At 71.9% G+C, this 26,798-nt stretch carries 16 protein-coding genes; 11 read left to right on the top strand and 5 right to left on the bottom strand.

Going from position 1 to position 26,798, the window contains the following annotated elements; translation table 11 throughout:
* Positions 1-20: 20 nt before the first annotated feature.
* Both D7W81_RS07695 and gltB read right to left on the bottom strand, forming a co-directional pair.
* Positions 21-1,481: a glutamate synthase subunit beta gene (locus tag D7W81_RS07695; protein ID WP_120554678.1), complete on the bottom strand. Its 1,461-nt coding sequence runs from the start codon at positions 1,479-1,481 to the stop codon at positions 21-23.
* Positions 1,482-1,484: 3 nt separating this feature from the next.
* Positions 1,485-6,056, bottom strand: coding sequence for a glutamate synthase large subunit (gltB, locus tag D7W81_RS07690; RefSeq protein WP_120554677.1), 4,572 nt, complete (start codon positions 6,054-6,056; stop codon positions 1,485-1,487).
* A gap of 278 nt (positions 6,057-6,334) precedes the next feature.
* Between gltB and D7W81_RS07685 the strand changes: the two genes are divergently transcribed.
* From D7W81_RS07685 to D7W81_RS07670, 4 genes are read left to right on the top strand one after another with little or no spacing between them, the layout of a single operon-like run.
* Entirely contained in the window at positions 6,335-6,943 is a 609-nt protein-coding gene (locus D7W81_RS07685) for a biliverdin-producing heme oxygenase (RefSeq protein WP_244227040.1), read from the top strand.
* Positions 6,924-9,194 carry an ATP-binding protein gene (locus tag D7W81_RS07680; protein ID WP_120554676.1) on the top strand — a complete coding sequence of 757 codons (2,271 nt, stop codon included), beginning with the start codon at positions 6,924-6,926 and terminating at the stop codon, positions 9,192-9,194. The genes D7W81_RS07685 and D7W81_RS07680 overlap by 20 nt, the downstream gene beginning before the upstream one ends.
* Complete coding sequence (locus D7W81_RS07675) at positions 9,191-9,628, top strand: response regulator (protein ID WP_120554675.1); 438 nt, start codon at positions 9,191-9,193, stop codon at positions 9,626-9,628. Before D7W81_RS07680 ends, D7W81_RS07675 begins: the two co-directional genes overlap by 4 nt.
* Complete coding sequence (locus D7W81_RS07670; protein ID WP_120554674.1) at positions 9,625-10,842, top strand: hybrid sensor histidine kinase/response regulator; 1,218 nt, start codon at positions 9,625-9,627, stop codon at positions 10,840-10,842. The genes D7W81_RS07675 and D7W81_RS07670 overlap by 4 nt, the downstream gene beginning before the upstream one ends.
* A 37-nt stretch (positions 10,843-10,879) precedes the next feature.
* On the opposite strand, the gene D7W81_RS07665 is transcribed toward D7W81_RS07670, so the two are convergent.
* Positions 10,880-11,449, bottom strand: a complete 570-nt coding sequence (locus D7W81_RS07665) for a DUF420 domain-containing protein (protein ID WP_120554673.1) — start codon at positions 11,447-11,449, stop codon at positions 10,880-10,882.
* A gap of 334 nt (positions 11,450-11,783) precedes the next feature.
* Here D7W81_RS07665 and D7W81_RS07660 point away from each other — a divergent pair, with 334 nt between their 5' ends.
* The 5 genes from D7W81_RS07660 (at position 11,784) to D7W81_RS07640 (ending at position 21,096) form a co-directional block, all read left to right on the top strand.
* The gene (locus tag D7W81_RS07660) at positions 11,784-13,595 is read left to right on the top strand and encodes a DUF1585 domain-containing protein (RefSeq protein WP_244227045.1); all 1,812 of its coding nucleotides are present in this window, start codon (positions 11,784-11,786) and stop codon (positions 13,593-13,595) included.
* Positions 13,595-14,266: a hypothetical protein gene (locus D7W81_RS07655; RefSeq protein WP_120554671.1), complete on the top strand. Its 672-nt coding sequence runs from the start codon at positions 13,595-13,597 to the stop codon at positions 14,264-14,266. The genes D7W81_RS07660 and D7W81_RS07655 overlap by 1 nt, the downstream gene beginning before the upstream one ends.
* Positions 14,267-14,283: 17 nt before the next feature.
* Positions 14,284-15,702, top strand: coding sequence for a DUF1501 domain-containing protein (locus tag D7W81_RS07650; protein ID WP_120554670.1), 1,419 nt, complete (start codon positions 14,284-14,286; stop codon positions 15,700-15,702).
* Between the two features lie 54 nt (positions 15,703-15,756).
* Positions 15,757-17,271, top strand: a complete 1,515-nt coding sequence (locus D7W81_RS07645; protein WP_244227038.1) for a hypothetical protein — start codon at positions 15,757-15,759, stop codon at positions 17,269-17,271.
* A 93-nt stretch (positions 17,272-17,364) separates the two neighbouring features.
* Entirely contained in the window at positions 17,365-21,096 is a 3,732-nt protein-coding gene (locus D7W81_RS07640) for an FG-GAP-like repeat-containing protein (protein ID WP_120554669.1), read from the top strand.
* A 1-nt stretch (position 21,097) separates the two neighbouring features.
* Here the strand turns inward: D7W81_RS07640 and D7W81_RS07635 are convergent, their stop codons facing one another.
* Both D7W81_RS07635 and ligD read right to left on the bottom strand, forming a co-directional pair.
* Positions 21,098-22,051 carry a DMT family transporter gene (locus D7W81_RS07635; RefSeq protein ID WP_120554668.1) on the bottom strand — a complete coding sequence of 318 codons (954 nt, stop codon included), beginning with the start codon at positions 22,049-22,051 and terminating at the stop codon, positions 21,098-21,100.
* Positions 22,052-22,124: 73 nt separating this feature from the next.
* Positions 22,125-24,722 (bottom strand): DNA ligase D, encoded by a 2,598-nt coding sequence (ligD, locus tag D7W81_RS07630; RefSeq protein WP_208721207.1) that lies wholly within the window; start codon positions 24,720-24,722, stop codon positions 22,125-22,127.
* Positions 24,723-24,982: 260 nt separating this feature from the next.
* Between ligD and D7W81_RS07625 the strand changes: the two genes are divergently transcribed.
* Together D7W81_RS07625 and hutF are read left to right on the top strand one after the other, a co-directional pair.
* Positions 24,983-25,471 (top strand): ferritin-like domain-containing protein, encoded by a 489-nt coding sequence (locus D7W81_RS07625; protein ID WP_120554667.1) that lies wholly within the window; start codon positions 24,983-24,985, stop codon positions 25,469-25,471.
* Positions 25,472-25,515: 44 nt separating this feature from the next.
* On the top strand, positions 25,516-26,798 hold a 1,283-nt coding region (gene hutF / locus D7W81_RS07620; RefSeq protein WP_120554666.1), incomplete at its 3' end, for a formimidoylglutamate deiminase.

Raw genomic sequence — 26,798 nt, 5'->3', positions numbered from 1 at the left:
GCCCCGTGCCGTTTCGCTTTTCAGAACGCGCAGTCCTGGCCGCGCGTGGGCAGCACGGAGGCGGTGCCGGACAGCCAGGTGTCCAGCGCGCGCGCCGCCTCCCGGCCGTCCGCGAGCGCCCAGACGATGAGGCTCGCGCCCCGGCTGGCGTCACCCGCGCAGTACACGCCCGGCGCGGAGGTGGCGAACCTCGCGTCCACCTGCACCGTGCCGCGCGGCGACAGCGACACGCCCAGCTCCTCCGCCAGCCGGTCCGTGTTCGGACCGGTGAAGCCCATGGCCAGCACCAGCAGGTCCACCTCGAACACCTGCTCGGAGCCCGGCACCTCCACCAGCCTCGGCGCGCCGCCCGGCTCGCGCTGCACCTCCACCTTCACCGCGTGCAGCCGCTTCAGCTGGCCGTCCTCGCCCTCCAGCCGCTTCGTCATCATCGCGAAGGCGCGCTCGCCGCCCTCCTCCTGGCTGGACGACGTGCGGAACACCAGCGGCCAGCGCGGCCACGGGTTCTCCTTCACGCGCACCTGCGGCGGCGCGGGGAAGAGCTCCACCTGCATCACGTTCAGCGCGCCCTGGCGCAGCGCCGTGCCCAGGCAGTCCGAGCCCGTGTCGCCGCCGCCCAGGATGATGACCCGCTTGCCCTCTGCTTCCAGCCGCGCGTCCGGCGGAGCGCCCGCCGTCACCACCCGGTTCTGGTGCTCCAGGTAGTCCATGGCCTGCATCACGCCGGACAGCTCGCGGCCCGGCACGTCCAGCTCGCGGGCCTTGCGTGCGCCCAGGGCCAGCACCACGCCGTCGTACTGCTCACGCAGCGCGCGCCAGCCGGGCGTCACGGCCACGTCCTCACCGGTGCGGAAGACGATGCCCTCCGCCTCCATCAGCGCGATGCGGCGGTCCAGCACCGCCTTCTCCAGCTTGAAGTCCGGGATGCCGTAGCGCAGCAGGCCTCCGGCGCGGCTGTCCTTCTCGTACACCGTCACGGTGTGCCCCGCGGCATTGAGCTGCGCCGCCGCCGCCAGGCCCGCGGGGCCGGAGCCCACCACCGCCACGCGCTTGCCCGTGCGCCGCGCCGGAGGCCTTGCCTTCACCCAGCCCTCCGCGAAGGCGCGCTCGGAAATCTCCTTCTCCATCTGCTCGATGGTGACGGCGTCCCGGTCGATGGCCAGCACGCACGCGGCCTCGCACGGCGCGGGGCACAGCCGTCCGGTGAACTCCGGGAAGGTGTTGGTGCGGCTGAGCACCTGGTACGCCTCCTTCCACTGGCCCCGGTACACCGCGTCGTTGAAGTCCGGGATGAGGTTCCCCAGGGGACAGCCCTGGTGGCAGAAGGGGATGCCGCAGTCCATGCAGCGACCCGCCTGCCGCTTCGCCTCGTCCGCGGCCAGCGGCAGGTGCAGCTCGTGCCAGTCCTCCAGGCGCTCCGCCTTGTCCCGCTTGGGCGCGGGGACGCGCTGCCACTCCATGAAACCCGTGGGCTTGCCCATGGCTCAGGTCCCCCCGCCGACGACGTGGAGCTGCTGGACGCTCGTGGCCGGTGGCGGCCTGCGGGCCGCGCGCCGGGCCTGGAGCACCCGCTTGTAGTCGGACGGCATCACCTTCATGAACTGCGGCACCATCAGCTCCCAGTTGTCCAAGACCCGCCGCGCCAGCGCGCTGCCGGTGTGGTGCAGGTGGCGCTCAATCATCCCGTGCACGAGCCAGATTTCGGACTCGTCCACCAGGGACTCCAGCTCCACCATCTCCAGGTTGCAGCGCCCGCGGAAGGAGCGCTCGCGGTCCAGCACGTACGCGGTGCCGCCGCTCATGCCGGCCGCGAAGTTGCGGCCCGTCTGGCCCAGCACCACCACCACGCCGCCCGTCATGTACTCGCAGCCGTGGTCGCCCACGCCCTCCACCACCGCCTGCGCGCCGCTGTTGCGCACCGCGAAGCGCTCACCCGCCAGGCCCCGCAGGTACACCTCGCCGGCCGTGGCGCCGTAGAGCACCGTGTTGCCCACGAGCACGTTCTCCTCGGGCGTGAAGCGGCTGCCCTCCGGCGGGTAGACGATGATGCGTCCGCCGGACAGCCCCTTGCCCAGGTAGTCGTTGGTGTCGCCCTCCAGCTCCAGCGTCACCCCGGACGCGAGGAACGCGCCGAAGCTCTGGCCCGCGGAGCCCTTCAGCTTCACGCGCAGTTTTCCGTCCGGCAGTCCCTGCGCGCCGTGGCGGCGGGCAATCTCGCCGGACAGCATGGCGCCCACCGCGCGGTGCGTGTTCGCCACCGGCAGGGCCAGCAGCAGGGGCGGCCCGCCCTCGAGCACGGACTGCGCCTTGGACAAGAGCTCGTGGTCCAGGTGGTCCGACACGTCCTTGCGGTGCGGCGTCTGGCAGTGGCGCGGCTCGGTGGCCGGCGCGGCCGGCGCGGTGAGCAGCGCGGACAGGTCCACCTTGCGCGCCTTCCAGTGGTCCACCGCCGCGCGCTGGCGCAGCAGGTCCACCCGGCCCACCAGCTCCTCCAGCCTGCGCGCGCCCAGCCTCGCCATGTGCTGGCGCAGGTCCTCCGCCAGCAGCAGGAAGAAGCTCACGACGTTTTCGGGCGTGCCCTGGTAGCGCTCGCGCAAGGCCGGGTCCTGCGTGGCGATGCCCGCCGAGCAGGTGTTGAGGTGGCACTTGCGCAGCATGATGCAGCCCACGGACACGAGGCTCGCCGTGGCCAGGCCGAACTCCTCCGCGCCCAGCAGCGCCGCCACCAGCACGTCGCGCGCGGTGCGAAGCCCGCCGTCCACCTGCACGCGGATGCGCGAGCGCAGGCCGTTGTGCACCAGCACCTGCTGCGTCTCCGCCAGCCCCAGCTCCCACGGCAGGCCCGCGTGCTGGAGGCTGGAGAGGGGAGAGGCGCCCGTGCCGCCCTCGTAGCCCGCCACCACCACGCAGCCCGCGCCGGCCTTCGCCACGCCCGCCGCGATGGTGCCCACGCCCACCTCGCTCACCAGCTTCACGCTCACGCGCGCCTTCGCGTTGACGGACTGGAGGTCGTAGATGAGCTGCGCCAGGTCCTCGATGGAGTAGATGTCGTGGTGCGGCGGCGGGGAGATGAGCGTCACGCCCGGCGTGCTCCAGCGCACGCGGGCGATGCGCTCGTCCACCTTGTGGCCCGGCAGCTGGCCGCCCTCGCCGGGCTTGGCGCCCTGGGCCATCTTGATTTGAAGCTCGTCCGCGTTGACCAGGTACTCCGCGGTGACGCCGAAGCGCGCGCTCGCCACCTGCTTGATGGCGCTGCGGCGCGAATCCCCGTTGGCGTCCTTCGTGTAGCGGCGGGACTCCTCGCCGCCCTCGCCGCTGTTGGACCGGCCGCCCAGCCGGTTCATCGCGATGGCCAGCGTCTCGTGCGCCTCCGCGCTGATGGAGCCGAAGGACATGGCGCCGGTGACGAACCGCCGCGCCAGCTCCAGCGCGGGCTCCACCTCCTCCAGCGGCACCGGCGTGCAGCCGTCCGTCACCACGTCCAGCAGGCCGCGCAGGTTGCTGTGCTCGCGCGTCTCGTCGTCCGCCAGCTTCGAGTACTCCTGGAACCGGGCCGCGTCGTTCGTCCGCACCGCCTCCTGGAGCTTCGCCACCGTGGCGGGGTTCCACTTGTGCCGCTCGCCCTGCCGGCGCCAGCGGAACTGGCCGCCCACCGGCAACAGTTCCTCCTCGCCATCCGCGCCGGGCCCGAAGCCGCGCGCGTGCCGCTCCGCCACCTCGCGGCCCAGCTCCGGAAGGCCCACGCCCTCCACGCGCGACGACGTGCCGGTGAAGTGCTTCTCGATGAGGCTCCGCTGGAGGCCCACCGCCTCGAAGAGCTGCGAGCCGCGATACGACTGGAGCGTGGAGATGCCCATCTTGGACATCACCTTGAGCAGGCCCTCCTCCAGGCCATGGAGGTACTGGGCCTGCGCCTTGTCCGCGTCCGTCTTCAGCTCGCCCGCGTCCGCCAGCGCGCGCAACGTGTCCAGCGCCAGGTACGGGTTCACCGCGGACACGCCGTAGGCGAACAGGCACGCGAAGTGGTGCACCTCGCGCGCCTCCGCCGTCTCCAGCACGATGCCCGTGTACATGCGCGTGCCGTCGCGCACCAGTCGCTGGTGCACCGCGGACACGGCCAGCAGCGCCGGGATGGCCGCGTGCGCGGAGTCCACGCCGCGGTCGCTCAGCACGAGGATGCTCGCGCCCGCGTCGACGGCGTCCACCGCCGCCGTGCACAGCCGCTCCACCGCGACCTCCAGCGCCGTGGCCGCGCCGCCCGCGTGCGGGTACAGCAGGCTCAGGGGACGCGGCTCGAAGAGGCCCGTGTCGCCGCGCAGGTTGGCCAGCCGCGCCAGCTGCCCGTTGGTGAGGATGGGGCCGGGCAGGGACAGCCGGTGGCACTGCTCCGGCGTCTCCTCGAAGGTGTTGCCCTCCGGGCCCAGCGCGGTGGCCAGCGTCATCACCAGCGCCTCGCGCAGCGGGTCGATGGGCGGGTTGGTCACCTGCGCGAAGAGCTGGTGGAAGTAGTTGAAGAGGGTGGGGGCCTGGTCGCTCAGCACCGCCAGCGGCGTGTCCGTGCCCATGGAGCCCGTGGGCTCCTTGCCCGTCTCCGCCATGGGGACCAGCGTGGTGCGCACGTCCTCGTCCGTGTAGCCGAACGCGCGCTGCAGCCGCCACAGCGCCTCGCCCTTCACGCGCGCGGGCGCGGGGACGGCGGGCAGGTCCTCGAAGGTGAAGACGTTGCGCTGGAGCCAGCGGCGGTAGGGCCAGCGCGAGGTGATTTCATGCTTCACCTCCTCGTCCTCCAGGATGCGCCCCTCCGTCGTGTCCACCAGCAGCATGCGGCCCGGCGTCAGCCGTCCCTTGCGGCGCACCTGCGACGGGGGCACGTCGATGACGCCCGTCTCCGACGCCAGGATGATGCGGTCGTCCTCCGTCACCAGGTAGCGCGCGGGGCGCAGGCCGTTTCGGTCCAACGTCGCGCCAATGAGCTGGCCGTCCGTGAACGCGATGGCGGCGGGCCCGTCCCACGGCTCCAGCAGGGACGCGGAGTACTCGTAGAAGGCGCGGCGCTCGTCGCCCATCTCCTTGTGGGCCTCCCACGCCTCCGGGATCATCATCATCATCGCGTGGGGCAGGGTGCGGCCGCCCAGGTAGAGCAGCTCCACCATGTTGTCGAACTGCGCGGAGTCGCTCTTGCCCGGGACGATGATGGGCCACAGCGGCTCCAGGCTCCCGCCCAGCTTCGCCGTCTGGAGCAGCCCGCGCCGGGCCGTCATCCAGTTGCGGTTGCCACGCAGTGTATTGATTTCACCGTTGTGCGCGATGAAGCGGAACGGCTGCGCCAGCTCCCACGTGGGGAAGGTGTTGGTGGAGAAGCGCGAGTGCACCAGCGCCAGCGCGCTGACGAACTCCGGGTGCCGCAGGTCCGCGTAGAAGCGCGGCAGCTGCCGGGGCAGAAGCAGCCCCTTGTAGATGAGCGTCTCCGACGAACAGCTGGCCACGTGGAAGCGCCCCTGCGGATCCACGCCGCGCGCCAGCACCCGGTTCTCCACCAGCTTGCGGATGCGGTAGAGCTTGCGCTCGAAGGCGCTGGGCACCACGCGCCGCCGCGCGATGAAGAGCTGCCGGATGACCGGCGCCGCCTCGCGCGCGAGCGGCCCCAGCTCCGTCGGCGCCACCGGCACGTCACGCCAGCCGAGCAGCCGCTGCCCCTCCTCCTCCACCACGTCCTCGAACAGTGCCTCGCACGCGCGGCGTGCCTCCGGCTCCGGCGGCAGGAACACCTGGGCCACGCCGTACTGGCGGCGCGGCGGCAGCTCGAAGCCCAGCCTTGGCGCTTCATGGTTGAAGAAGCGATGGGGCAACTGCACCAGGATTCCGGCGCCGTCGCCCGTCTCCGGGTCACGTCCTGCCGCGGCGCGGTGGCTCAGCCGGTTGAGCAGCTCCAGCGCGTCCTCCACGATGCCCCGCGAACGCTGCCCCCGGATGTGGGCCACGAACCCCACTCCGCAGGCGTCGTGCTCGGTCTCCGGCTCGTACAGCCCGTAGCGCGGAGGGAGGGTGAACGGCATCGTCGGGACCCCTTTCCCGCGATGACGCGGGAAGCCAAGCTGTGGAGCATTCAGGCTAACGCGGCGTGTCGCAGCCCGTAAAGGCAGGGTGATTCAGGGGGTTGAATCACCGCGTGGAGTGGTGCCGGGGAAACAGGCCCCCCGTGAAACCTCACGCTGCGTACGCCCCTCCACCGCGTGGAGGGATGAGCAGCCAACAGTCGCCCGCGATGAACGGCCAACATTCAGCGCAATCGGTTCTTTCCACGCGACGCGCCGCTTCCCATCCTCCAGAGACCTTGGAACTGCTGCAGCGGCTGAAGACGGAGACGCGCTCGCACCACGAGCGCACGGAGGGCGTGGTGCGTCTGATGGACGCGCACCTGACGCCCGGGGACTACCAGAGCCACCTGGAGGCCTTCTACGGCCTCTACCTGCCGCTGGAGGCGCTGCTCGCCGCGCCCCTGTCGGCGCTGGAGCCGGCGCTGAACCTGGAGGCGCGCTGGAAGACGCCGCTGCTGGAGGCGGACCTGCGCACCCTGGGGCACGACACGGGCTCGCTCGCGCGGCTGCCGCGTGCGTCCCCGCTGCCGGCGGTGCCGGGGCTGGCGGAGGCGCTGGGCTGCGCGTACGTGCTGGAGGGCTCCACGCTGGGCGGCCAGCTCATCCTGCGCCACCTGATGCGTCACTTCGGTCCGGACGCGGGCGTGGGCGTCTTCGCCTTCTTCCGGGCCTACGGCGACCAGGTGGGGCCCATGTGGCGCGCCTTCGGTGAAGCCCTCACGCAGGCGTCCAGACGGGCGGCCTCCGAGTCCTTCGACGCGGCCGTCGTGCAGGGCGCCCGCGACACCTTCGACACCTTCGCCGCCTGGCTGATGCGAGAGCACGATGTCCCCGTCCGTCTCTGATGCCGACCTGAGCGTCTGTGACCGTGAGCCCATCCACCTGCTGGGCGGCATCCAGCCCCGGGGCGTGCTCGTCGCGTTCCAGAAGGAAACGGAGGCCGTCGCGGTCGTGAGCGCCAACGCGGCCGCGCTGCTGGGCGCCGGGCCGGACGCGCTTTTGGGCAAGCCCCTCGCCAGCGTGCTGCCGCACGGGCTGCTCGCGCGCGTGGAGGCGGGCGTGGGCCCGGGGCCCGTCACCGTGGAGGTGTCCGGACAGCGCTGCTCCGCGCTCCTGCACGACAGCGACGGCCTGCGCGTGCTGGAGCTGGAGCCGCTGGCGGACGACGACGTGGGCGCGGAGGAGACCGCGCTGGGCGCGGTGCAGCGGCTGGTGTCGCCGCTGGCGCGCGCGAAGGGCACGGCCGCGCTGCTCCAGGAGGCCGCGGACGCGGTGCGGGAGGTCATCGGCTACGACCGGGTGATGGTCTACCGCTTCCACGCGGACTTCCACGGCGAGGTCGTGGCGGAGAGCGTGCGCGAGGGCGTGGACTCCTTCATGGGCCTGCACTTCCCGGCGAGCGACATCCCCGTGCAGGCGCGCGCCCTCTACACGCGCCACCCCGTGCGCCTCATCGCGGACGTGAACGCGAAGGCCGTGGGGCTGGTGCCTCCGGTGCTGCCCGGCACCCAGCGCCCGCTGGACCTGTCCGGCGCCGCGCTTCGCAGCGTGTCGGAGATCCACCTGGAGTACCTGCGCAACATGGGCGTGGGCGCGTCCTTCAGCGTGTCGCTCTTGAAGGACGGACAGCTCTGGGGGCTCATGGCCTGCCACCACCTGGCGCCCCGGAAGGTGTCCGCCGCGCGGCGCCAGGCGTGCGAGGTGCTGGCGCGGCTGCTGTCGCTCCAGCTGGCCGCGGAGGAGCGCGGTCTGGAGGCCGCCGCCCAGGCGCGCCGCGCGTCGCTGCTCAACATGCTGGTGGTGCCGAACCTGGGGGACCGCAGCCCCGCGAAGGCGCTGGAGGCCCAGGCTCCGCTGTTGATGGAGCTCACGGGCGCCCATGGCGTGGCGTTGGTGCTGGGCGCGAGCGCGGGTCCGGAGGCGTCGCCGCTGCTGCTGGGCACCACGCCGGCCGAGGAGGAGGTGCGCGCCCTGGTGGCGTGGCTCTCGGAGCGGGAGCTGCCGGACGAGGTCTTCTACGTGGACCGGCTGGGAGACGTGTACCCGCCGCTGGCCTCGCGCGCGGACGTGGCCGCGGGCCTGCTGGCGGTGCGCCTGGACCCCTCCGTGCCGCACTACGCGCTGTGGTTCCGCCCGGAGGTGGCGCGCACCGTGGCGTGGGCCGGCAACCCGCACAAGCCCGTGCGCCCGGAGCCGGGCCATGAGCGGCTGCGCCCGCGTGCGTCCTTCGACGTGTGGCGCGAGGAAACGCGGGGCGCCTCCATGCCGTGGTCCGCGCAGGACCTGGAGGCGGCGCGCGCGCTCAAGGGCGCGCTGGTGGGCGTGGTGCTGCGGCACGCGGAGGCGCTGGCCCGGCTGTCGCGGGAGCTGGCCCGCTCCAACGCGGAGCTGGACGCGTTCGGTGGCACGGTGGCGCACGACCTCAAGGAACCGCTGCGCGGCATCCTCCAGTACGGCTCCTTCCTCCAGGAGGACTTCGGCGCCACGCTGGGGGCGGACGGTCGCGCGCAGCTGGAGGCCCTGACCTGGCTGGCGAAGCGCACCCACAGCCTGCTCGACGACCTCTTCGAATTCAGCCGCCTGGGCCGGCTGGAGCTGTCGTGGGAGGAGACGGATCACCAGGCGCTGGTGGATGACGTGCTGAAGACGCTGGGCGCGCGGCTGGAGGAGGGCAGGGTGGAGGTCCGCCTGCCTCGCCGCCTGCCCACGGTGGCGTGTGACGCCGTCCGCATCCGTCAGGTGTGGGCCAACCTCATCAGCAACGCGGCCAAGTACCAGACAGCCGAGCCGCGCTGGGTGGAGGTGGGCTTCCTGGGACCGGGAGAAACGCGTCCGCCAGCGGCGCGTCACGTCAGCGCGCCCTACCTTCTCTACGTGAAGGACCCGGGCATCGGCATCGCACCGCAATTCCACGAGGCCATCTTCGAGCTGTTCCGCCGCCTGCACCCCGCACAGGCTTATGGCGGCGGCTCGGGGGCGGGCCTCGCCATCGCGCGCCGGCTGGTGTCGCTGCACGGTGGGGCGCTCTGGGTGGACTCCGCGCCGGGACAGGGCTCCACCTTCTATTTCACGCTGGGCGAGGAGCCGCGACGATGAACCCGCTGCTGCTGGTGGAGGACAGTGATCCGGACGCGGAGGCGCTGATGCGCATCGCGAAGCGTCTGCCGCTGCCCGTGCCGGTGGTGCGCGTGCGCGACGGCGAGAGCGCCCTGGACTACCTCTACCGGCGCGGTGAGTACGCGAGCGCGGAGCGCCCGGTCCTCATCCTCCTGGACCTGCACATGCCGGGCATCGGCGGGCGCGAGGTCCTCTCCCGGCTGAAGGCGGACGCGGACCTGCGCTCCATTCCCGTCATCATCTTCTCCTCCTCCCTGGACGCGGGGGACGTGGACGGCGCCTACGCGGATGGCGCGAACAGCTACCTCTTCAAGCCGGACGTCGGTCCCCAGCTGCAGGCCACCGCCGAAGCGCTGCATGCCTTCTGGTTCAGTGCCGCGCGCCTGCCCCATGCCCAGGAGTCGGAGGCATGAGCCTGCGCGTGCTGCTGGTCGACGATGGCATGGCGGATCGCCTCGCGGTCAGCCGCGCGCTTGCGCGTGACCCGGACAATCAGTGGGAGGTGGTGCCGGTGTCCTCCGCGGAGGACGCGCTGGCGTACCTGTCCGCCAACGCGGTGGACGCGATGCTGCTCGACTACCACCTGCCCGGCATGAACGGCGTCAGCCTGCTCCAGAAGCTCGCGGAGCTGGGGCTGCCCAAGGTGCCCGCCGTGGTGGTGCTCACCGGCAGCGGCAACGAGCGCGTGGCGGTGGATGCCATGAAGGCCGGGGCCCAGGACTACCTGGTGAAGGAGGCCTTCAGTCCGGAGCGCCTGCGCCGCAGCCTGCGCACCGCGGTGGAGACGGTGCAGATGACGCGCGAGCTGGAGGAGCGCCGCCTGCGCGCCGAGCGCGCCGAGGCCGCCGCCCGCGAAGCCCTGGCCGTGCGCGACGAACTCTTCTCGCTGGCGACGCACGACCTCAAGGGCCCGCTCCAAATCATGACGCTCAACGCCCAGGTGCTGCGCCGGCAGATTCCCACCGCCGCGATGACGCCCGCGCTGGAGACGCGCCTGGGGCACATCGTGCGCGCGGCGCACCGCATGGCGGAGCTCATCGACCACTTCCTGGAGGTGACGCGCGGCCAGGAGCGCCCGCTCATGCGCGCGCCCCTGGACCTGCTGGCCATGGTGCGCGGCAAGGTGCGCGAGCTGGAGGCCAACGCGTCCCGCCACCACTTCGTCCTGGATGCGCCGGACGGGCGCGACTTCACCGGCGAGTGGGATGCGCACGCCCTGGAGCGCGTGCTGGAGAACCTGATGGGCAACGCGGTGAAGTACAGCGCCGCGGACTCCACCGTCACCGTGCGCCTGATGGCGGAGGAGGGGGACGGGCAGCAGTTCGTGCTGCTCGCCGTGACGGACCAGGGCATCGGCATCCCGGCGGCGGACCTGCCCTTCGTCTTCGAGCGCTTCCACCGCGGCCGCAACGTGTCCCGGGACGTGTCCGGCAGCGGCGTGGGCCTGGCCAGCGCGCGCCGCATGGTGGAGCTGCACGGGGGCACGCTCGCGGTGGCGAGCGTGGAGGGCCAGGGCTCCACCTTCACCGTGCGCCTGCCCCGGGGCATCCCGCTCGCCGCGGGCCCCATTCCGTCCACGCCAGGGCCTGCCCCCGCGCCCGGCGGCCCCGAGTACACCGCGCCCTGAAAGCGCCGGTGACGCGCGCGGCTGGCGCGGTGCTCCTTCAGGGCACCGCGGGCACGCCGCCGCGCAGCATGAAGAACACCACCACGCCCGTCACCGACACGTAGAGCCAGATGGGCGCCAGCCACCGCGTCACCTTGCGGTGCCGGGTGAACTCCTGCCGCCAGGAGAAGTAGAAGGCCACCAGCGCCAGCGGCAGCACCGGCATGGACAGGAGCACGTGGCTGGCCAGCAGCGTCAGGTACAGCCCGCGGAAGTCCCCCACGTAGCGCGTGTCCCCGTGCACGTAGTGGTAGGCGAGGTAGCCCACCAGGAACAGCGCGGACGCGCTGAACGCGCTCACCATCAGGTTCTGGTGCACCCGCCGCGCGCCGCGCTTGATGGCCACCCACCCGCCCAGCAGCAGCGCCGCCGCCGTCGCGTTGAGCCCCGCGTTCACCGCCGGCATGAAGCGCAGGTCCACGCCCAGGCCCGCGCTCCCGCGCCGGATGAGCAGCAGCCACGCCAGGAGCGCCAGCGCACCGGCGGACACCACGCCGATCGCGACGAAGAACGACCGGTCGCGCGAGGACGGAGACGACGGGGACAGCCCGGAAGCGGCGTTGGACATGCCCCCTTGTGGCCCGCGCCATGCCCCGGGTGCAACCGCGCCTTCGAGTGCCGACCTACATGGACCGATATGTCGGTTGAATGGAATCGGTTAGGTCAGCTGGATTACAAACCCGAAATTCCTTCATACTCCTGGACACTGCGTCACCCCCGACCCCCCCTCTCGGAGGTTCCCCGTGTTCAGCGTGCGTTGCCTTGCCCCCCTGGCGAGCGCCGCCCTCCTGCTCGCCCTACCCGCAGCCGCTGAGGAAGCGGTGTGCGCACCTGTGGCGAAAGTTCCCCTGGAGCGGCACCTCCGGCAGCTTTCTCTCGATTTGCTGGGACGTCCTCCGACGATGGAGGAGTACAAGGCGTTCCAGGCGAAGGGCTCCGTCACCGCGGAAGACGTCCGCAAGATGATGGGCGACGAGTCCTTCTATGAGCGGATGCGCAACTTCCACCGCGCGCTGCTCCGCTCCAACATCAGCGGCAGCGTGCAGGGCAACGGCGACTACCGCGTGTCCGGCACGCCGCTGAGCTTCGCGGGCAACAACTCCAACAGCCTGCGCGGCGGCCAGAGCCAGCGCTGTGACGGGGAGATTGCCCAGGACAGCTGCAAGGCGAACCCGCAGGACGCCCACCAGGACAACTCCACGGCGCCCGCCTGCCGCGACGAGCAGGGCATTCCGCTGCCGGTCAGCTACGACTACGACACGAACTACTACCAGTGCCGCCAGCTGGACGTGAACTCCACGGAGCCGGAGCTGAAGTTCGCGGACTGCAACGCGCTGAAGGCAAACGCGACGTACGGCAAGTACGTGAACTTCTGCGACAACCGCTACAACGGCACCGCGGGCAGGTCCGTGGGCTACCTCTGCCTGCCGGACCCGAACAAGAACACCACCAACGTGCTGGTGCCGTCTCCGGCCACGGGCGTCATCACCGCCTGGGTGCAGCCGGCGGGGGGGACCGGCAACCTGAACCTGAACCGCTGCGGCTTCGCCATGGCGCAGCGCAACGGCGTCAAGGGCACGTGGCTGCCGCAGCAGGGCTGCGTGCAGCGCGAGGGCTACGTCACCACCACGGTGCAGCCGTACTGGTCCACCACCGCGGAGCCGGTGAAGGTGTGCGCCGTGGAGGCGCAGGACCGCCCGGTGAACCCCTACACCGGCGAGTCCTGTGAGACGGGGCGCTTCAATGGCGACCGCAGCTGCGGCTGCGGCGACAAGATGCGCCGCTGCGAAATCTCCGACGTGCACAACGCGCGCGTCGCCGCCTTCAACGAGGAGCCGCTCTACATCACGGACGCCGTGGTGCGGAACGACGAGCCCTACTTCAACATCCTCACCACCCGCCGCTCCTTCGTGAACGGCCCGCTGTCGGAGTTCTACCGCCAGCGCCAGGGCGTGGGCGTCTTCAGCATCAAGGCGCCCTCGGACCCGGCCACGCTGCCCGCCGTCACGTACGCCAGCACCACCCAGTGGAACGAGTACACGCGCGACAACACCCACTCCGGCGTGCTCACCACCCCGGCGTTCCTCTACCGCTTCCCCACCCAGCGCGCCCGCGTGAACGAGTTCTACGAGGCGTTCCTCTGCAAGCACTTCGCCCCGGCCGCGGACGCGAACCTGCCGCCCCCGGACGACGCCTGCAACCGCGAGAACAACCTGGCCAAGCGCTGCGGCTGCAACTACTGCCACGCCACCATCGAGCCCACGGGCGCGCACTGGGGCCGGTACGCGGAGCGCTCCGCGCTGTTCCTGTCCCCGGAGCAGTTCCCCCGCCTGGACGTGAAGTGCCGCGACTGCGCGCTCAACGGTGACACCGGCTGCGGCGGCGAGTGCAGCCAGTACGTGATGCAGGCCTTCGACGGCGACGGCGCCAACTCGCTGGGCCTCCTGAAGACGTACCTCTACCGCAGCGCGGACGAGGAGAAGAACATCGAGGGCGGTCCGCAGACGCTGGTGCGGCGCATGATGGAGACGGGCGACCTGGAGCGCTGCACCGTCAAGCGCGTCTGGAACGAGTTCCTGGGCCGCGCGATGAGCGCCGAGGAGCAGCGGCTGTACCTCCAGACGCTGTCGCAGGACTTCGCCAAGAACAACCACAGCCTCAAGGGCCTCATCGAGCAGGTGGTGATGTCCGACGCGTACCGGAGGATTGACTGATGCGCCGCCTACTGTTGACCGCGCTGCTCGCGCTCGCCACGGGCTGCACGCAGGGCTCCGTGGACGTCCCCGCCAAGCCCGTCCCGCTGGACGCCCAGCTGGACCCGGTGCCCAACCCGCACGGGAACACCGACCAGATCGACCCCCTGCCGGACCCGGAGGCCCAGGGCGGCAGCGTGGGCCGCGCGCCCCGGCGCCTCACCGTCGCGCAGCTCAAGGAGTCCATCCGCATCGCCGTGGGCATGGAGTGGGATGAGCTGGAGTCGCGCGCCCAGTCGCTGGGCCGCGCGGACTACGCGCTCATCACCACGGAGAACACCGAGCCCAACCTCGTCTTCGCCCGCTTCCTGGACGACGGCGCGCGCAAGGTCTGCATCGCCCAGGCGCAGAAGGACATCGCGCAGGCGGACGTCACCCTGCGCACCCTGGGCCGCACGCTGCCCTCGCCCATGAGCGACCTGACGAAGCTCACGGACGCGCAGGTGGGTGAGACGCTCGTGTACCTCTCCACCCGGTTCTGGGGCGCGCCCCTGGCCGGTGAGGAGCTCACGCGCTACGCGACGTTCTTCCGCAAGGCCGCCGCCCGGGCCGAGACCCTCAAGAAGCGCGACCAGGCGCTGGCGGTGGTGTGCATCGCCATGCTGACGGACTCGCGCTTCATCACCTACTGACCTTGACGGTGCCTGCGATGAAGAAGACGCCCCAGGAAAACCTGAGCAGCCCCGAGCGCCGCACCTTCCTCAAGGCCGGAGCCGGCTTCATGGGCTCCCTGCTGCTGGGAGGCATCCCCTTCAAGGCCGTGGCCCAGGCGACGAACCTGGCCGCGCCCGACCGCTGCTTCGTGTTCGTGTACTTCAGCGGCGGGTGGGACCAGTTGCTCGCGTTCGACCCGCGGGACCCGGCGGTCTTCACCGCCGACCGCGTCTCCGAGACGCGCATCATGCCGGGCTACAACCTGCTCACCGACGCAGCCTTCGCGCAGACCCCCGTCATCCCCAAGGAGCGGGCGGGAGCGGGCCCGTCGAAGATCGCGTTCGGGCCGGCCATTGGCGACCCGCGCGCGGCCAACCTGTCGGACCACTACGACCTGATGACGGTGGTGCGCGGCATCAACATGAGCACGCTCACCCACGAGGTGGGCTACCGCTACTTCCTCACCGGGAAGATGCCCATCGGCAGCGCGGCGCGCGGGTCCTCCACCGCGACGGAGATCGTGGGCCAGATGAAGCCCACGGTGCCCATCCCGTCCATCGCCCAGGGCGTGGAGTCCTACAACGACCGCTACGGCGGCTACGCCAACGCGCTGCGCGTGAGCGGCCTGGCGGACCTGGTGCTCACGCTGGACCCGCCCAGCGCGGCGCGCCAGCTGGACAGCGAAATCGAGAAGAGCCTCATCGACCTCAACGGCCAGCCCATCACCTGCGAGGAGCAGGCGCTCACCGCGCGGGGCGTGGGCACGGCGTATGAGAGCAGCCGCGGCCAGATGCAGACGGTGATGGAGAACAAGCTGTCGGACTCGTTCCGCTTCCAGCTGGCGGCCAACCAGTCCGTGCGCGACTTCTACGGGCTCAACAACCAGGCCTACCCGTACAACAGCGCCGCGGGCCGCGCCGCCATGGTGGCCACCGCCCTGAAGAAGGGCATCAGCCAGTGCGTGTCCATCAACCTGGCGGGCGGCCTGGACACCCACTTCGGCACGCAGCAGACGCACGCGACCAACCAGCGCGCGGGCTTCAACGCGCTGAACCTGCTGGTGACGGACCTGCGCGCCACCGCGCACCCCGGCGGCGGCAACTTCATGGACCACACCACCATCCTGGTGTTCAGCGAGTTCGCTCGCACGCCCACCATCAACGCCACGGGCGGGCGCGACCACCACCTGTCCAACAGCTGCCTGCTGATGGGCGCGGGCATCAAGCACAACCAGGTGGTGGGCCGCAGCGGTGACATCGGCATGTCGCCGGGCCAGGTGGACCTGCGCACCGGCGCCAACGACCCGAACGGTTCCAACATCTTCCCCGAGCACATCATCGCGACGGTGCTGGCCTCGGCGAAGCTGGACTACAGCATCACGCGGGTGGACCCGCTGCGGTTCCTCCTTGCCTGAACCTTGATGAGCACTTCCCTTCTGCGTCCCCGGCAGCGCCATGGTTCCCCCACCGTGGCGCGTTTCCTCCCCCCCTCGCTCCTGCTCCTGTCCGCGGTGCTGTTCTCCGCGTGCGGCGAGGACGCACCGCCGGGCAGTGACCCGGCGAAGCCCGCATCCTTCACGGCCACCCAGGTCACCACGGCGCAGTCGCTGGCCGCGATGCCTGGCTTCGCGGACCAGTCCGGCGGCGGCATCTTCGCCACCGCCGGCGGTGAGGCCGTGCGCCTGCGGTTGGACGGCACCAAGGCGGCGCTCGCCGCCCACCCGCGGAACAAGGCACAGCTGGGCGCCGTGCGCGCCACCTTCCGCCTGGGGCCGCACAGCGCCCTGGTGGAGACGGACCGGGGCCTGTTCCTCGCGGATCAGGGCTGGCTCATCGAGCCCTTGTGGCAGGAGGTGCTGGGCACCGGCATCGTCGCCACCGCGCAGACGGCGGACGGCGCCGCGTGGATTGCCCACCCCACGGGCCTGTTCCAGATTCAAGGCGGCGTGCTCGCGTCGCTGAAGCTGTCCGGGCTGCCGCTCACCGGCATCACCACGATGACGGCCGCGCCCGCGGAGGACGGCCTCGCGGGCCTGTGGTTCGCGCGCGAGGGCAAGCTCAACGTCGTGGTGGCGTCCGCGCCGGGCGTCTACCAGGTGCGCGGCACGGACGCGCCGCTCGCCGGCGGCGAGACGGTGCAGGCGCTCGCGGGGCTGGGCGCCGGCACGGGCGCGCCGGGCGAGGTCTGGGTGCTCACCAGCACCCGCCTGCTGCGCCGGAACACGGACGGCTGGAGCACGGTGGAGCTGCCGTCCCAGCCCCAGCAAATGCTGGGCGCGGGGCGCTACCTCTGGGCCCGCGCGGGTGACCGGCTCTTCACCTACGACGCGGACGCGAAGGTGTGGGGCTCCGCGGAGGGGCTGCCCTCCGGGCCGGTGACGCTGCTGGCCGCGGACGAGAGCGGCTGTGCGTGGATTCGCGTGGGCGACAAGGCCCTGGCCATCAGCCAGACGCCGGCGCCGCGCGTGACGGGCATGCACCAGGGCATGCTGGTGGTGGAGGACGGGCTGGTGGTCCAGGCCCAGCTGCCGCCGGGCAACGCGCCCAAGAGCGTCCACTTCCAGCTGGAGGGCCAGGAGGTCCAGGCGGCCGGGCCCTCGTACAGCTTCGGCGGGCTGGAGGCGGACGGGGAGACGCTCAGGGCGTTCTCCTTCGCCAACCTGACGCCGGGCGGGCACACGCTGGGCGTGGTGTCCCGCTTCGAGGACGGCACGGAGGCGCGGCGGCAGCTGCCCTTCGTCTACCAGCCGCTCACCACCACCCCCAGCTACGCGCGCGACATCCGGCCCATCCACGAGGCCCGCTGCGCCAAGTGCCACACCACCAGCCCGGGCCGGCCGCTGAACACCTACGAGCTGTGGAAGTCCAACGCCCAGAGCATCAACGCGGCGGTGCGCGACCTGCGCATGCCCGCGGACGGGCCGTTGGATCAGCAGGGCATCGCCCTCATCCAGCGCTGGGTGTCGTCCGGCGCGCGGCCCTGAAGTCCCTGCTTCACGACTGCTTCCCTTTGAGTGCATGCGCCCGTCCTCCTCCCGTCCCGGCGGAGGACGGGCGCCCCCTTCCGAGGCACCCCCATGAAACGTCTCCTCCGCGCGACCCCCCTCGCCGCGCTGCTGACCCTGGCCTGTGACGGTGAGCTCAAGCCCGCCGACCAGCTTCCCTACGTGGGCCCCTGCGAGGGCCTGGCCCCGCTGACGCTGTCGGCGGAGCCCACGACGGTGCGCTCCGCAGGCGTGGCCACGCTGACGGCGGGCGGCGGCAGCGGCCACTACAGCTTCCGCGCGGAGCCGGGCGGCTCCTCCGGCGACATGCGCGGCAACCGCTTCGTCGCGGGCGCCACGCCCGGCGAGGACACGCTGACGGTGGTGGACGAGCAGTGCGGCGGCTCCACCAGCGTGCGCGTGAAGGTCATCAAGGGCTTCGGCGTCGCGCCCGCGCGCGCGATGCTGCGGCCGGGCACGTCCTTCCAGATCGCCCTCGAAGGGCTGGTGGGCACGGCGGCCTTCACGCTCACCACCAACGGCTCCGGCGCCACGCTCACCGACACGGGCGTCTACACGGCGGGGCAGGTGGAGGCGCAGGACGTCGTCACCGTGCGCGACACGAAGTCCGGCGATACGGAGTTGCTCCAGTACACCGTGAGCAAGGCCGCGAAGCTGGTGGGCGACCCGCAGTACCTGGGCGTGCCGTCGGGCTCCTCCGCGCCGCTGGGCACGGCGGGCGGCACGGACCGCGTGACGTGGACGAAGAAGTCCGGTCCCGGCTCCATCGTGAACGGCCGCATCGTGGTGGAGGCGGGGGCCACCGGCACCATCGTGCTGGAGGCGAAGGACGTCTTCACCCCGGACGTGGCCACGGTGTCGGTGCGCGTGCTGGACGAACTGACGCGGCCCCTGCTGGCGCACGGCAAGCTGTCGGACGTGGCCACGCTGGTGACCGCGGACTTCGACGGCGACGGCATCCATGACCTGGCGGTGGGCCAGCGCGAGAGCGAGCTGTCGCGCCCCACGGGCGGCGCGGTGTTCATCTACAAGGGCAGCACTTCCGGCCTGCCCTCCAAGCCCACCTGGGTGCTGACGGGGGAGACGGAGGGCGCGCTCTTCGGCGACATGCTGGCCGTGGGCGACCTGGACGGCGACGGGCGCTCGGACCTGGCGGTGTCCTCGCCGGGCGCGGACGTCACCATCGGTGACTCGGGCGCGGTGTACCTCTACACGTTCAAGCCGGGCCAGGCGCCCGCGCTGCTCAGGCCCGCGCTCACCGGCCTGGGACGCGGCGGGTTCGGCACGGGCATGGCCATCGCGGACGCGGACGGCGACGGGGACATGGACCTGTTCGTGGGCTCGCCCGGCGGAGACCTGTCCTCCATCTCCGGCATCAGCCGGCGCGGCGTCATCGACATCTTCATCCTCGCCAAGGGGCAGCCCGTCCCGGACCTGCCGGCGGTGCGCCTGGGCGGTCAGGACATCGACAAGGACGGCAAGTTCACGCTGCGGAGCACGACGGAGCTGGGGCGTGCGCTCGTGGTGGCGGACCTCAACGACGACGGCCGCCCGGACCTGGCGGCGCTGCACCGGCTGACCCGCTACAACGCGGACGGCAGCACCAACGGCCAGCAGATGGCCGTGGCGGTGTACTTCGCGCGCGACACGGGAGCCCGCTACCGCTCCGCCGCGGACCTCTACGTGCTGGTGTCCAACACCGCCGTGGAGACGATGAACAACGAGGGCACCTTCCGCCTGGGCGCCGTCCCCGGCGAGGGCGGCCGGCCCCCGTTCCTCGTCGTGATGGCGGACAGGGCGGACGCGCCGGACCTGCGCACGTCGGGCGGGGTGGCGTCGCAGCAGGACGCGGGCGGCGCGTACCTCTTCGACCTGCGCAGCGCGAAGCTGGTGGCCGACCCGGCGGCGGTGAACCCCCCGACGGTGCCGCTGGCGAACGCGTTCGCGCGCTTCTACGGCGACGCGCGCAGCATCACCGCGACGCGCAGCTGGGCGGTGATGGACGTGGACGGCACGGCGGGGCCGGAGCTGCTCCTGGGCGCGCCCTATGCCACGGTGACCGCGGGCACGACGTCGCTGGGCAACGCGGGCAAGGTGCTGGTGTACCCGCTCACCGGCCTGTCCAAGGACACGGTGATGAACAAGCCGCTCGCGGCGCTGGGCGGCGCGGCGAAGGCGGAGGTGCTGGGCGCGGGCCTCGCGGCGTGGCCCCTGCCTTCCGGCCCCGTGCTGGTGGGCTTCTCCGGCCGCGCGTCGTCCGACACGGGCGCGTTCACCGGCCGCGTGGACGTCTTCCAGAAGGCCGGTGCGACGCTCGCGGACTGGTCGCGCAGCGGCCTGGCCGTGACGGCGAAGGCCAGCGTGGAGCGCTTCGGTGAGACCGTGGCGGTGACCCGGCTGGGCAGCCGCGTGATGGCGCTGGTGGGCTCGCCGGGCTTCTCCGGCCCGGGTCCCAACAACGACGGCGCGGACATGACCGTGGGCCGCGCGTACACCTTCGACACCGCGGAGCCCGGGAAGGCCACCGTGGCGGGAGAGGGCGCCAGCTCGCCCTGGTACGGCGGCCGCAACGTGGGCGTGGACGTGGCGTTCACGGACTTCAACGGCGATGGCCGGCCGGACCTGGTGGCCAGCGCCACGGGGCTCGTCATCCCGGCGACGAACTCCGCCGCGACGGAGCGGGACCCCTATGTGCAGAACGCGTGCATGACGGCGGCCACGCAGTCGCTGGGCGGACTGCTGGTGTCGGCGGGGCAGGCGGACGGCACCTTCAAGCCGGCATACCGCGTGTTCGCGCCCTCCGTGGTCGACACCTGCGAAGACGCGGCGGCCACGAAGTGCAAGCGCACCACCATCGGCCGGGGCGTGGTGGGCGGCTTCGACTTCAACGGCGACGGCAAGCAGGACGTGGCCGTGCTGCGCGACCGCGGCATGGACGTGTTCCTGGGCCGCGCGCCGGAGGACGCGTCGCTCGCGAAGCTCACGCTGGCGTGTGACCCCGCGTACTCCTGGCCCAACAAGACCAGCGTCTGGCCGCCCGCGCAGTGGAACAACACCGCGCTGCCGCAGACCTCCGCCATCGCCTCCGTGGGCGACCTCAACGGGGACGGCTGCGAGGAGGTGGCGTGGCGCTACGCGGACAGCACGCACTCGGGCATCGTGATTGTCTACGGTCACGACGCGGGCGGCACGCGATGCGGGGGACGCACGACGGGGGGCACCGTGCGCATCGCGGGCGACGGGGAGGTGTCGCGCTCGCTGATGAACCTGGGCGTGGCCACCACGCGCGCGGGGAGGTTCCTGGGCGACTCGCGGGACTTCCTCGCGGTGAGCGCCAACAACTACCTGGTGGAGGGCGTGAGCCAGCCGGCGGTGCTGCTCCTCCAGACCTCCAAGCTCACCCCTCCCGCTGATGGCGAGACGATGGTGGACGTGGGCTCGCTGGCCCCGCTGAACCTCACCTATCGCTCGCGCGCTGTGAGCTTCGGCACGTCGCTCGCGGGCGGCAAGGACCTCAACGGCGACGGCGTGCCGGACCTCTGGGTGGGCGCGCCCAACGCGTCGGTGGCCTCGGACGGCGACGGCGCGGCGTTCCTCTTCGCCGGCGGCGCGAAGTCCACGGGCCCGCTGTCGCCCTTCCTGCTGGTGGTGGGCGACGGCGCCGAGCGCTCCTACCTGGGGCAGTCCATCGCCGTCGTCCCCGGCTCTGGAGGCTCTCCGCCCACGGCCGTCATCGGCGCGCCCAGGAGCTACCGCACCGGCACGCAGAACGGCACGGCGTTCTCCCTGCCCCTGCCGTTCTGATTCACACCGCGGGTGGGGCTTCCGGAGGTGCCTTCGCCTCCGGGGCCTCGCCGCGGTTGGCGAGCGCCGCCGCCGTGAGGATGAGCACGCCGCCCGCCAGCAGCGACGGCGTGAGCGCCTCGCCCAGCAGCGCCACGCCCAGCGTCACCGCCACCAGCGTGTCCAGGAGCGCCATGGCGCCCAGCGCCGCCAGCGAGATGCGCGGCAGGAGCCAGTACAGGCACTGGTAGGTGAGCACCGTCCCGCCCAGCGCCAGGTACAGGAGCGCGCCAATGGCCTTGGGCGTCCAGTGCGAGGGCTGGTTCCACTCCAGCAGCGCGGACGCGGACAGCAGCAGCGCCGCGCTGCTCAGCGTCTGCACCAGCGTGAGCAGGTGCGGCGGCACGTGCGTCATGTGCTGGCGCACCAGCACGTTGGCCACCGCCACCACCGACGCCGCGAACAGCGTCATCGCGCAGCCCAGCAGCACCTGCCCGGAGAAGCTGAGCGACACCAATTCCTGGTGCTGGAGCGCCACCACGCCCGTGAGGCCCAGCGCCGCGGCGAAGAGCTTCCGCCCGGTGAGCGGCTGGTCGGGCAGGACAATGCGGCCCACCAGCAGCAGCCACACGGGGAACGTGGAGAAGAGGAGCGCGGACCAGCTGGAGGGAATCCACTGCTGCGCCACGAAGAGCAGGCCAAAGGGCACCGCCAGCTGGAGCACGCCCAGCCCCGCGATGCGCCACCCGGTGCCGCCCCCCAGCGCCGTCCCGCGCGAGCGCGCGAAGGGCAGCAGCGCCACCCCGGCGACGAGCATGCGCGTGCCTACGAAGCGCAGGGGCGGCAGGTCCTCCAGCCCCACCTTCACGGCGGCCCAGGTGGAGCCCCAGAGGATGAAGCAGGTGGCGTAGGCCAGGGACACCTTCCACCGCGGCGCGGGCTTCACGGCCGGGGTCACGACGGTCACGGACGACATGGCGGCGCGGGAGGTAGCACGCGCCGCCCCTTCGGGGAAACTCCGCTCGGGGCGCGGCGCGTCAGCCGCCCGTCTACTCGTCCGGCAGCACCTGCTTCACCTGGAGCACGGGGGCGAACAGGTCCCCCACGGCGTCCAGGCGCTTCTGCAGCGTCTTCAGGCGGAAGCGGCGCGGGTCCAGGCGGCCGTTCACCTCGCTCCACTCGAGCGGCGCGGAGAAGGACGCGCCCTCCACGGCGCGCAGGGAGTAGGGCGCCACCACCGTCTTGCCGCGCGCGTTCTGGCCCGCGTCGATGTAGAGCCGCCCTCCGCGCTCGCGGATGGAGCGCTCCGTGGTGGCGATGTCGCCCAGCTCCTCCTCCAGCTCCCGCGCCCTTGCGTCCGCGAACGCCTGGGTGCGCGCGTAGGTGTGGCCCGGTGCCAGCGGCACCAGGACGTGCAGCCCGCGCTTGCCGGACGTCTTGGGGAAGGACTTCAGGCCCAGCTCATCCAGGCGCGCGTGCAGCAGGGTGGCCACCTTCACCACGTCCTTCCAGCCGCCCTCGCCGGGGTCCAGGTCGAACACCACGAAGTCCGGCTGCGCCAGCCGGGGCGCGTGGGACAGCCACATGTGCACCGTGAGCGCGGACTGGTTGGCCAGCCACAGGAGCGCGGACGTGTCCTTCACGTTCACATGGCGCAGCGTCTTGTCCTCGTGACGCACGCGCAGCGTAGGCATCCATGACGGGATGCCGGACAGCTCGTGCCGGAAGAAGCCCGGGGCCTGGATGCCCGCCGGCCACTGCTGGTGGGACAGCGGCCGGTCCGCGAGCACGGGCAAGAGCAGCGGCGCCACCTGCTCGTAGTACGCGAACACGTCCGCCTTCGTCAGGCCGGAGCCGGGGAACAGCACGCGGTCGCCGTGCGTGAGGGCCACCTCCGGCGCGCGTGAGGCCTTGCCTCGCGCTGTCTTCACCGCGGACGCCTTCTGGGTCGCGGTGCGGGCGGCGGCCTGGGCTGGCGCGCGGCGCGAGCCCCGGCTGGCGGCGCCCTCGATGGGGGCCGGATGTTCCCGCACGACCTCCTTGGGCACCTTGTCGTTGCGCAGGCCCTGGTACACGGGGTGGCGCAGGCGGCCGTCCTTCGTCCACTCCGTGAAGTTCACCTGGGCCACGTACTTCGGCTTCACCCAGACGGTGTCCGCGCTCCTCGGGGCATCCACGGCGGAGGGCTTCTTCACGCGCGTGGCGTCCAGCAGCCAGCGCAGCTCGCGGCGGTCCTTCGACGTGTAGCCCGTGCCCACCTTGCCCACGTCGTGGAAGCCGTCCTTGCCCCGCACGCCCACGCGCAGCGCGCCAATCTCCGACTGTGCCCGCTCGTTCTTGATGGGCAGGTAGCCCAGGATGACGACCTCCTGGCCCGCGACCACCTTCAGCTTCAGCCAGTCCCCGGAGCGCGAGCCCGTGTAGGGCGAGTCCTTGCGCTTGGCGATGAGCCCCTCCCACCCCTTGCGCCGCGCCTCCAGCAGCGCGCGTGACATCGGCAGGTCCACCTTCTCGGAGAGCTGCAAGGGCAGCTGCGCCCTGGCCATCAGCTTCTCCAGCCGCGCGCGGCGCTCCACGTAGGGAAGCTCGCGCAGGTCCTCGCCGTCCAGCCACAAGAGGTCGAACACGATGAAGCGCTGCTCCGCGCCCTCCTCCGTGTTCTGGAGAATCTGGAAGCGCGAGCGGCCCTTCGCATCCAGCGCGACAATCTCTCCGTCCACCACCACGTCCTTCGTGGTCAGCTCGCGAAGCGCGGCGGCGAGCCGGGCGAAGCGGCCCGCCAGGTCGTTGCCCCGGCGGCTCTGGAAGGCGAGCTTCCCCTGCGTGACGGCGCACACGGCGCGGAAGCCGTCGTATTTCACCTCGTAGGCGTGCGTCTCGTCGTGCACCTCGTCGGACACCGCCAGCCGCGCCAGCATGGGCGGCCACACGCGCTCCAGCAGCTTCTCCGGCGTCGCTGGCGGACGCGCCGCCTTCGCGGACTTGCGCGCGGTCTTCTGGACACGGGCCCTGGGCGCCGCTCGCACGGGCGCCGCGGGCTTCTTGTTTCGCAGCACGCCGGGCTTGCGCGGGCCCTGCGTCTCCACCTGGCCGCTCTTCACGGACTCGGGGCGCTCCACGGTGACGTCGTAGCCGGCGTCGGCGTATTCGTCCTTCGCCTTGAAGAAGAGCCACTGCGCCTTGCCGCCGCGCGGACGCGTGCGGATGAGGTGCCAGCGCCCCTTGAGCTTCGCGCCGTGCAGCAGGACCTCCAGGTGCCCGCGCTTCAGCTGCGCCTCGGCGTCGCCAGGAGGCACGACCTCGAAGGTGCCGGACTCCCAGAGCAGCGAATCGCCGCCGCCGTACTGGTCATCCGGGATGTGGCCCTCGAAGTCCGCGTAGGAGCGCGGGTGGTCCTCCGTCTGGACCGCGAGCCGCTTCACGGACGGGTCGTGGCTGGGGCCCTTGGGGATGGCCCAGCTCACCAGCACGCCGCCAATCTCCAGCCGCAGGTCGTAGTGCAGCCGCGTGGCGTCATGCTTGTGGATGACGAATACGGGAGCGTTCGACCTGGGAGCCACCACGTCCGGGGACGGCTCGGAGGTGAGCTGGAAGTCGCGCTTCATCCGGTAGCGGCGCAGCCGCTTCTGCGTCTCTGAGTTCTTCACCCTCCAACGCTCTGCACAGGAGGGCGGGCGCGCAATTCCTCACATCGGTTGGTGGGCGGGCAGGAGGGCAGGCGCCTCCCTGCGGTCCCCGGACCCCGAGTCTTATTTTCCGGCCACACGCCGCGAAAGGGCCACAGGCCGTCCGCCTGCCCTGGGTGCGGCAGGGGAATGAGAGGGGGCAAGGCGGTTGGTTTCAGGGGGAGGAATCCCCACATTGTTCGGGCCCGAGCACTCACCGTGCCCGGTTGGAGGAGGCACCCATGGCCGACAAGTCCGAAGTCGCTCGCCTGCACAGCCTGGCTCAGCTCGATGCCGACGCCGTGGGTGCGTATGACGTCGCCATCGCGCGCATCGGGCCGGCCCTGGTGCGCGAGCGCCTCAACAGCTTCCGCGCGGACCACCTGCGCCACGTGCAGGACCTCAACACGCTCATCCGCCACTTCGGGGGCGAGCCGGTGGCGCTGCGCCCGGACCTGAAGGGCTCCGCGATGAAGGGCCTGACGGCCATGACGGGGCTGATGGGGACGGAGGCCACGCTGTGGGCCATGCTCGGCAACGAGGAGCTGTTCGACCGGGCCTATGAGCTGGCGCTCCAGTTCGAGTGGACCCCGGAGGTGAAGGTCCTCATCCGCCAGCACCGCGAGGACGAGCGGCGCCACGGCACGTGGATCCGCGACGCGGTGCGCACCCGTCCCTGGGCGGAGAGCCGTCTGCCCTCCTTCATGGACACGGCCGAAATGGGCGCCTGAAGCCGCTACCGCGCGTCGCGGCGAACTGGCATACGCTGCCGCGCGTGAGCGACATCACTGTCTACCAACCCGACTTCCTCTTCGCGGAAGGGCGTTTCCACGAAGGCCGTGCGCTGGCGGTGGGCGCGGATGGCAGGGTCCTCGACGCGGTGCCTGAAGGGGCGCGCGTGGAGCGGCTCGCGGGGCGGGCGCTGCTGCCGGGGCTCGTCAACGGCCACTCGCACGCGTTCCAGCGGCTCATCCGCGGGCGAACCGAATACGTGGCATCCGCCGGAGGGCAGGACGACTTCTGGTCCTGGCGCGAGGCGATGTACCGCGCCGCGGAGGCGCTCACGCCGGAGGAGATCCACGTCGCCTCCCGGCAGGTGTTCCTGGAGATGGTGCTCGCGGGCATCACCACGGTGGGCGAGTTCCACTACCTCCACCACCAGTCGGATGGGACGCCCTACGCGGACCGCAACGCGCTGGCGCACGCGGTCATCCGCGCGGCCACGGACGTGGGGCTGCGCATCTGCCTGCTGCGGGTGGGCTACGCGCGCGCGGGCTTCAACGTGCCCGCCAACCCGCGCCAGCGCCGCTTCATTGACGCGGACGTGGACACGTTCCTGTCCACCACGGAGGCGCTGGCCCACGCGACGCGAGGTGACGCGCGAGTGAACGTGGGGCTCGCGCCGCACAGCGTGCGCGCGGTGTCGCGGGACTGGCTGACGCAGGTGGCCCGCGCCGCGCCCGCCGGCATGCCCATCCACATGCACGTGGCGGAGCAGCCGAAGGAGATTGAGGCGTGCCTCGCGGAGCACGGCCGCCGCCCGGTGGAGCTGGTGTCGGACGTGGGCCTCCTGGGGCCGCGCTTCACGGCCGTGCACGGCGTGCACCTGACGGAGGACGAGGTGGCGCTGCTGGGCCGCGCGCAGGCCACGGTGTGCGCGTGCCCGTCCACGGAGCGCAACCTGGGGGACGGCATCGTGCCGGCGGACGCGCTGGTGAAGGCCGGGGCGCGCGTGAGCTTCGGCTCGGACAGCCAGACGGTGGTGGACCTGCTGGACGAGGCCCGCCAACTGGAGCAGCACCTGCGGCTGGTGCGGCTGCGCCGGGCGGTGCTGGACCCGGGAACGGGAACGCTGGACGGACTGGCGGCGCGGCTCTTCGACATGGCCACGGTGCAGGGCGCGCGGAGCCTGGGGATGGGCACGGGCACCCTTTCGCCGGGGTCGCCCGCGGACTTCTTCACGGTGGACGTGAACCATCCGTCGCTGGTGGGCGCGGGCGCCACGTCGCTCCTACCGGGCATCGTCTTCGGGGCGGCGGGCGGGGCGGTGCGCGAGGT

Source organism: Corallococcus aberystwythensis (assembly GCF_003612165.1).
Taxonomy (GTDB): domain Bacteria; phylum Myxococcota; class Myxococcia; order Myxococcales; family Myxococcaceae; genus Corallococcus; species Corallococcus aberystwythensis.
This window is presented reverse-complemented; position numbering and strand designations above follow the sequence as displayed.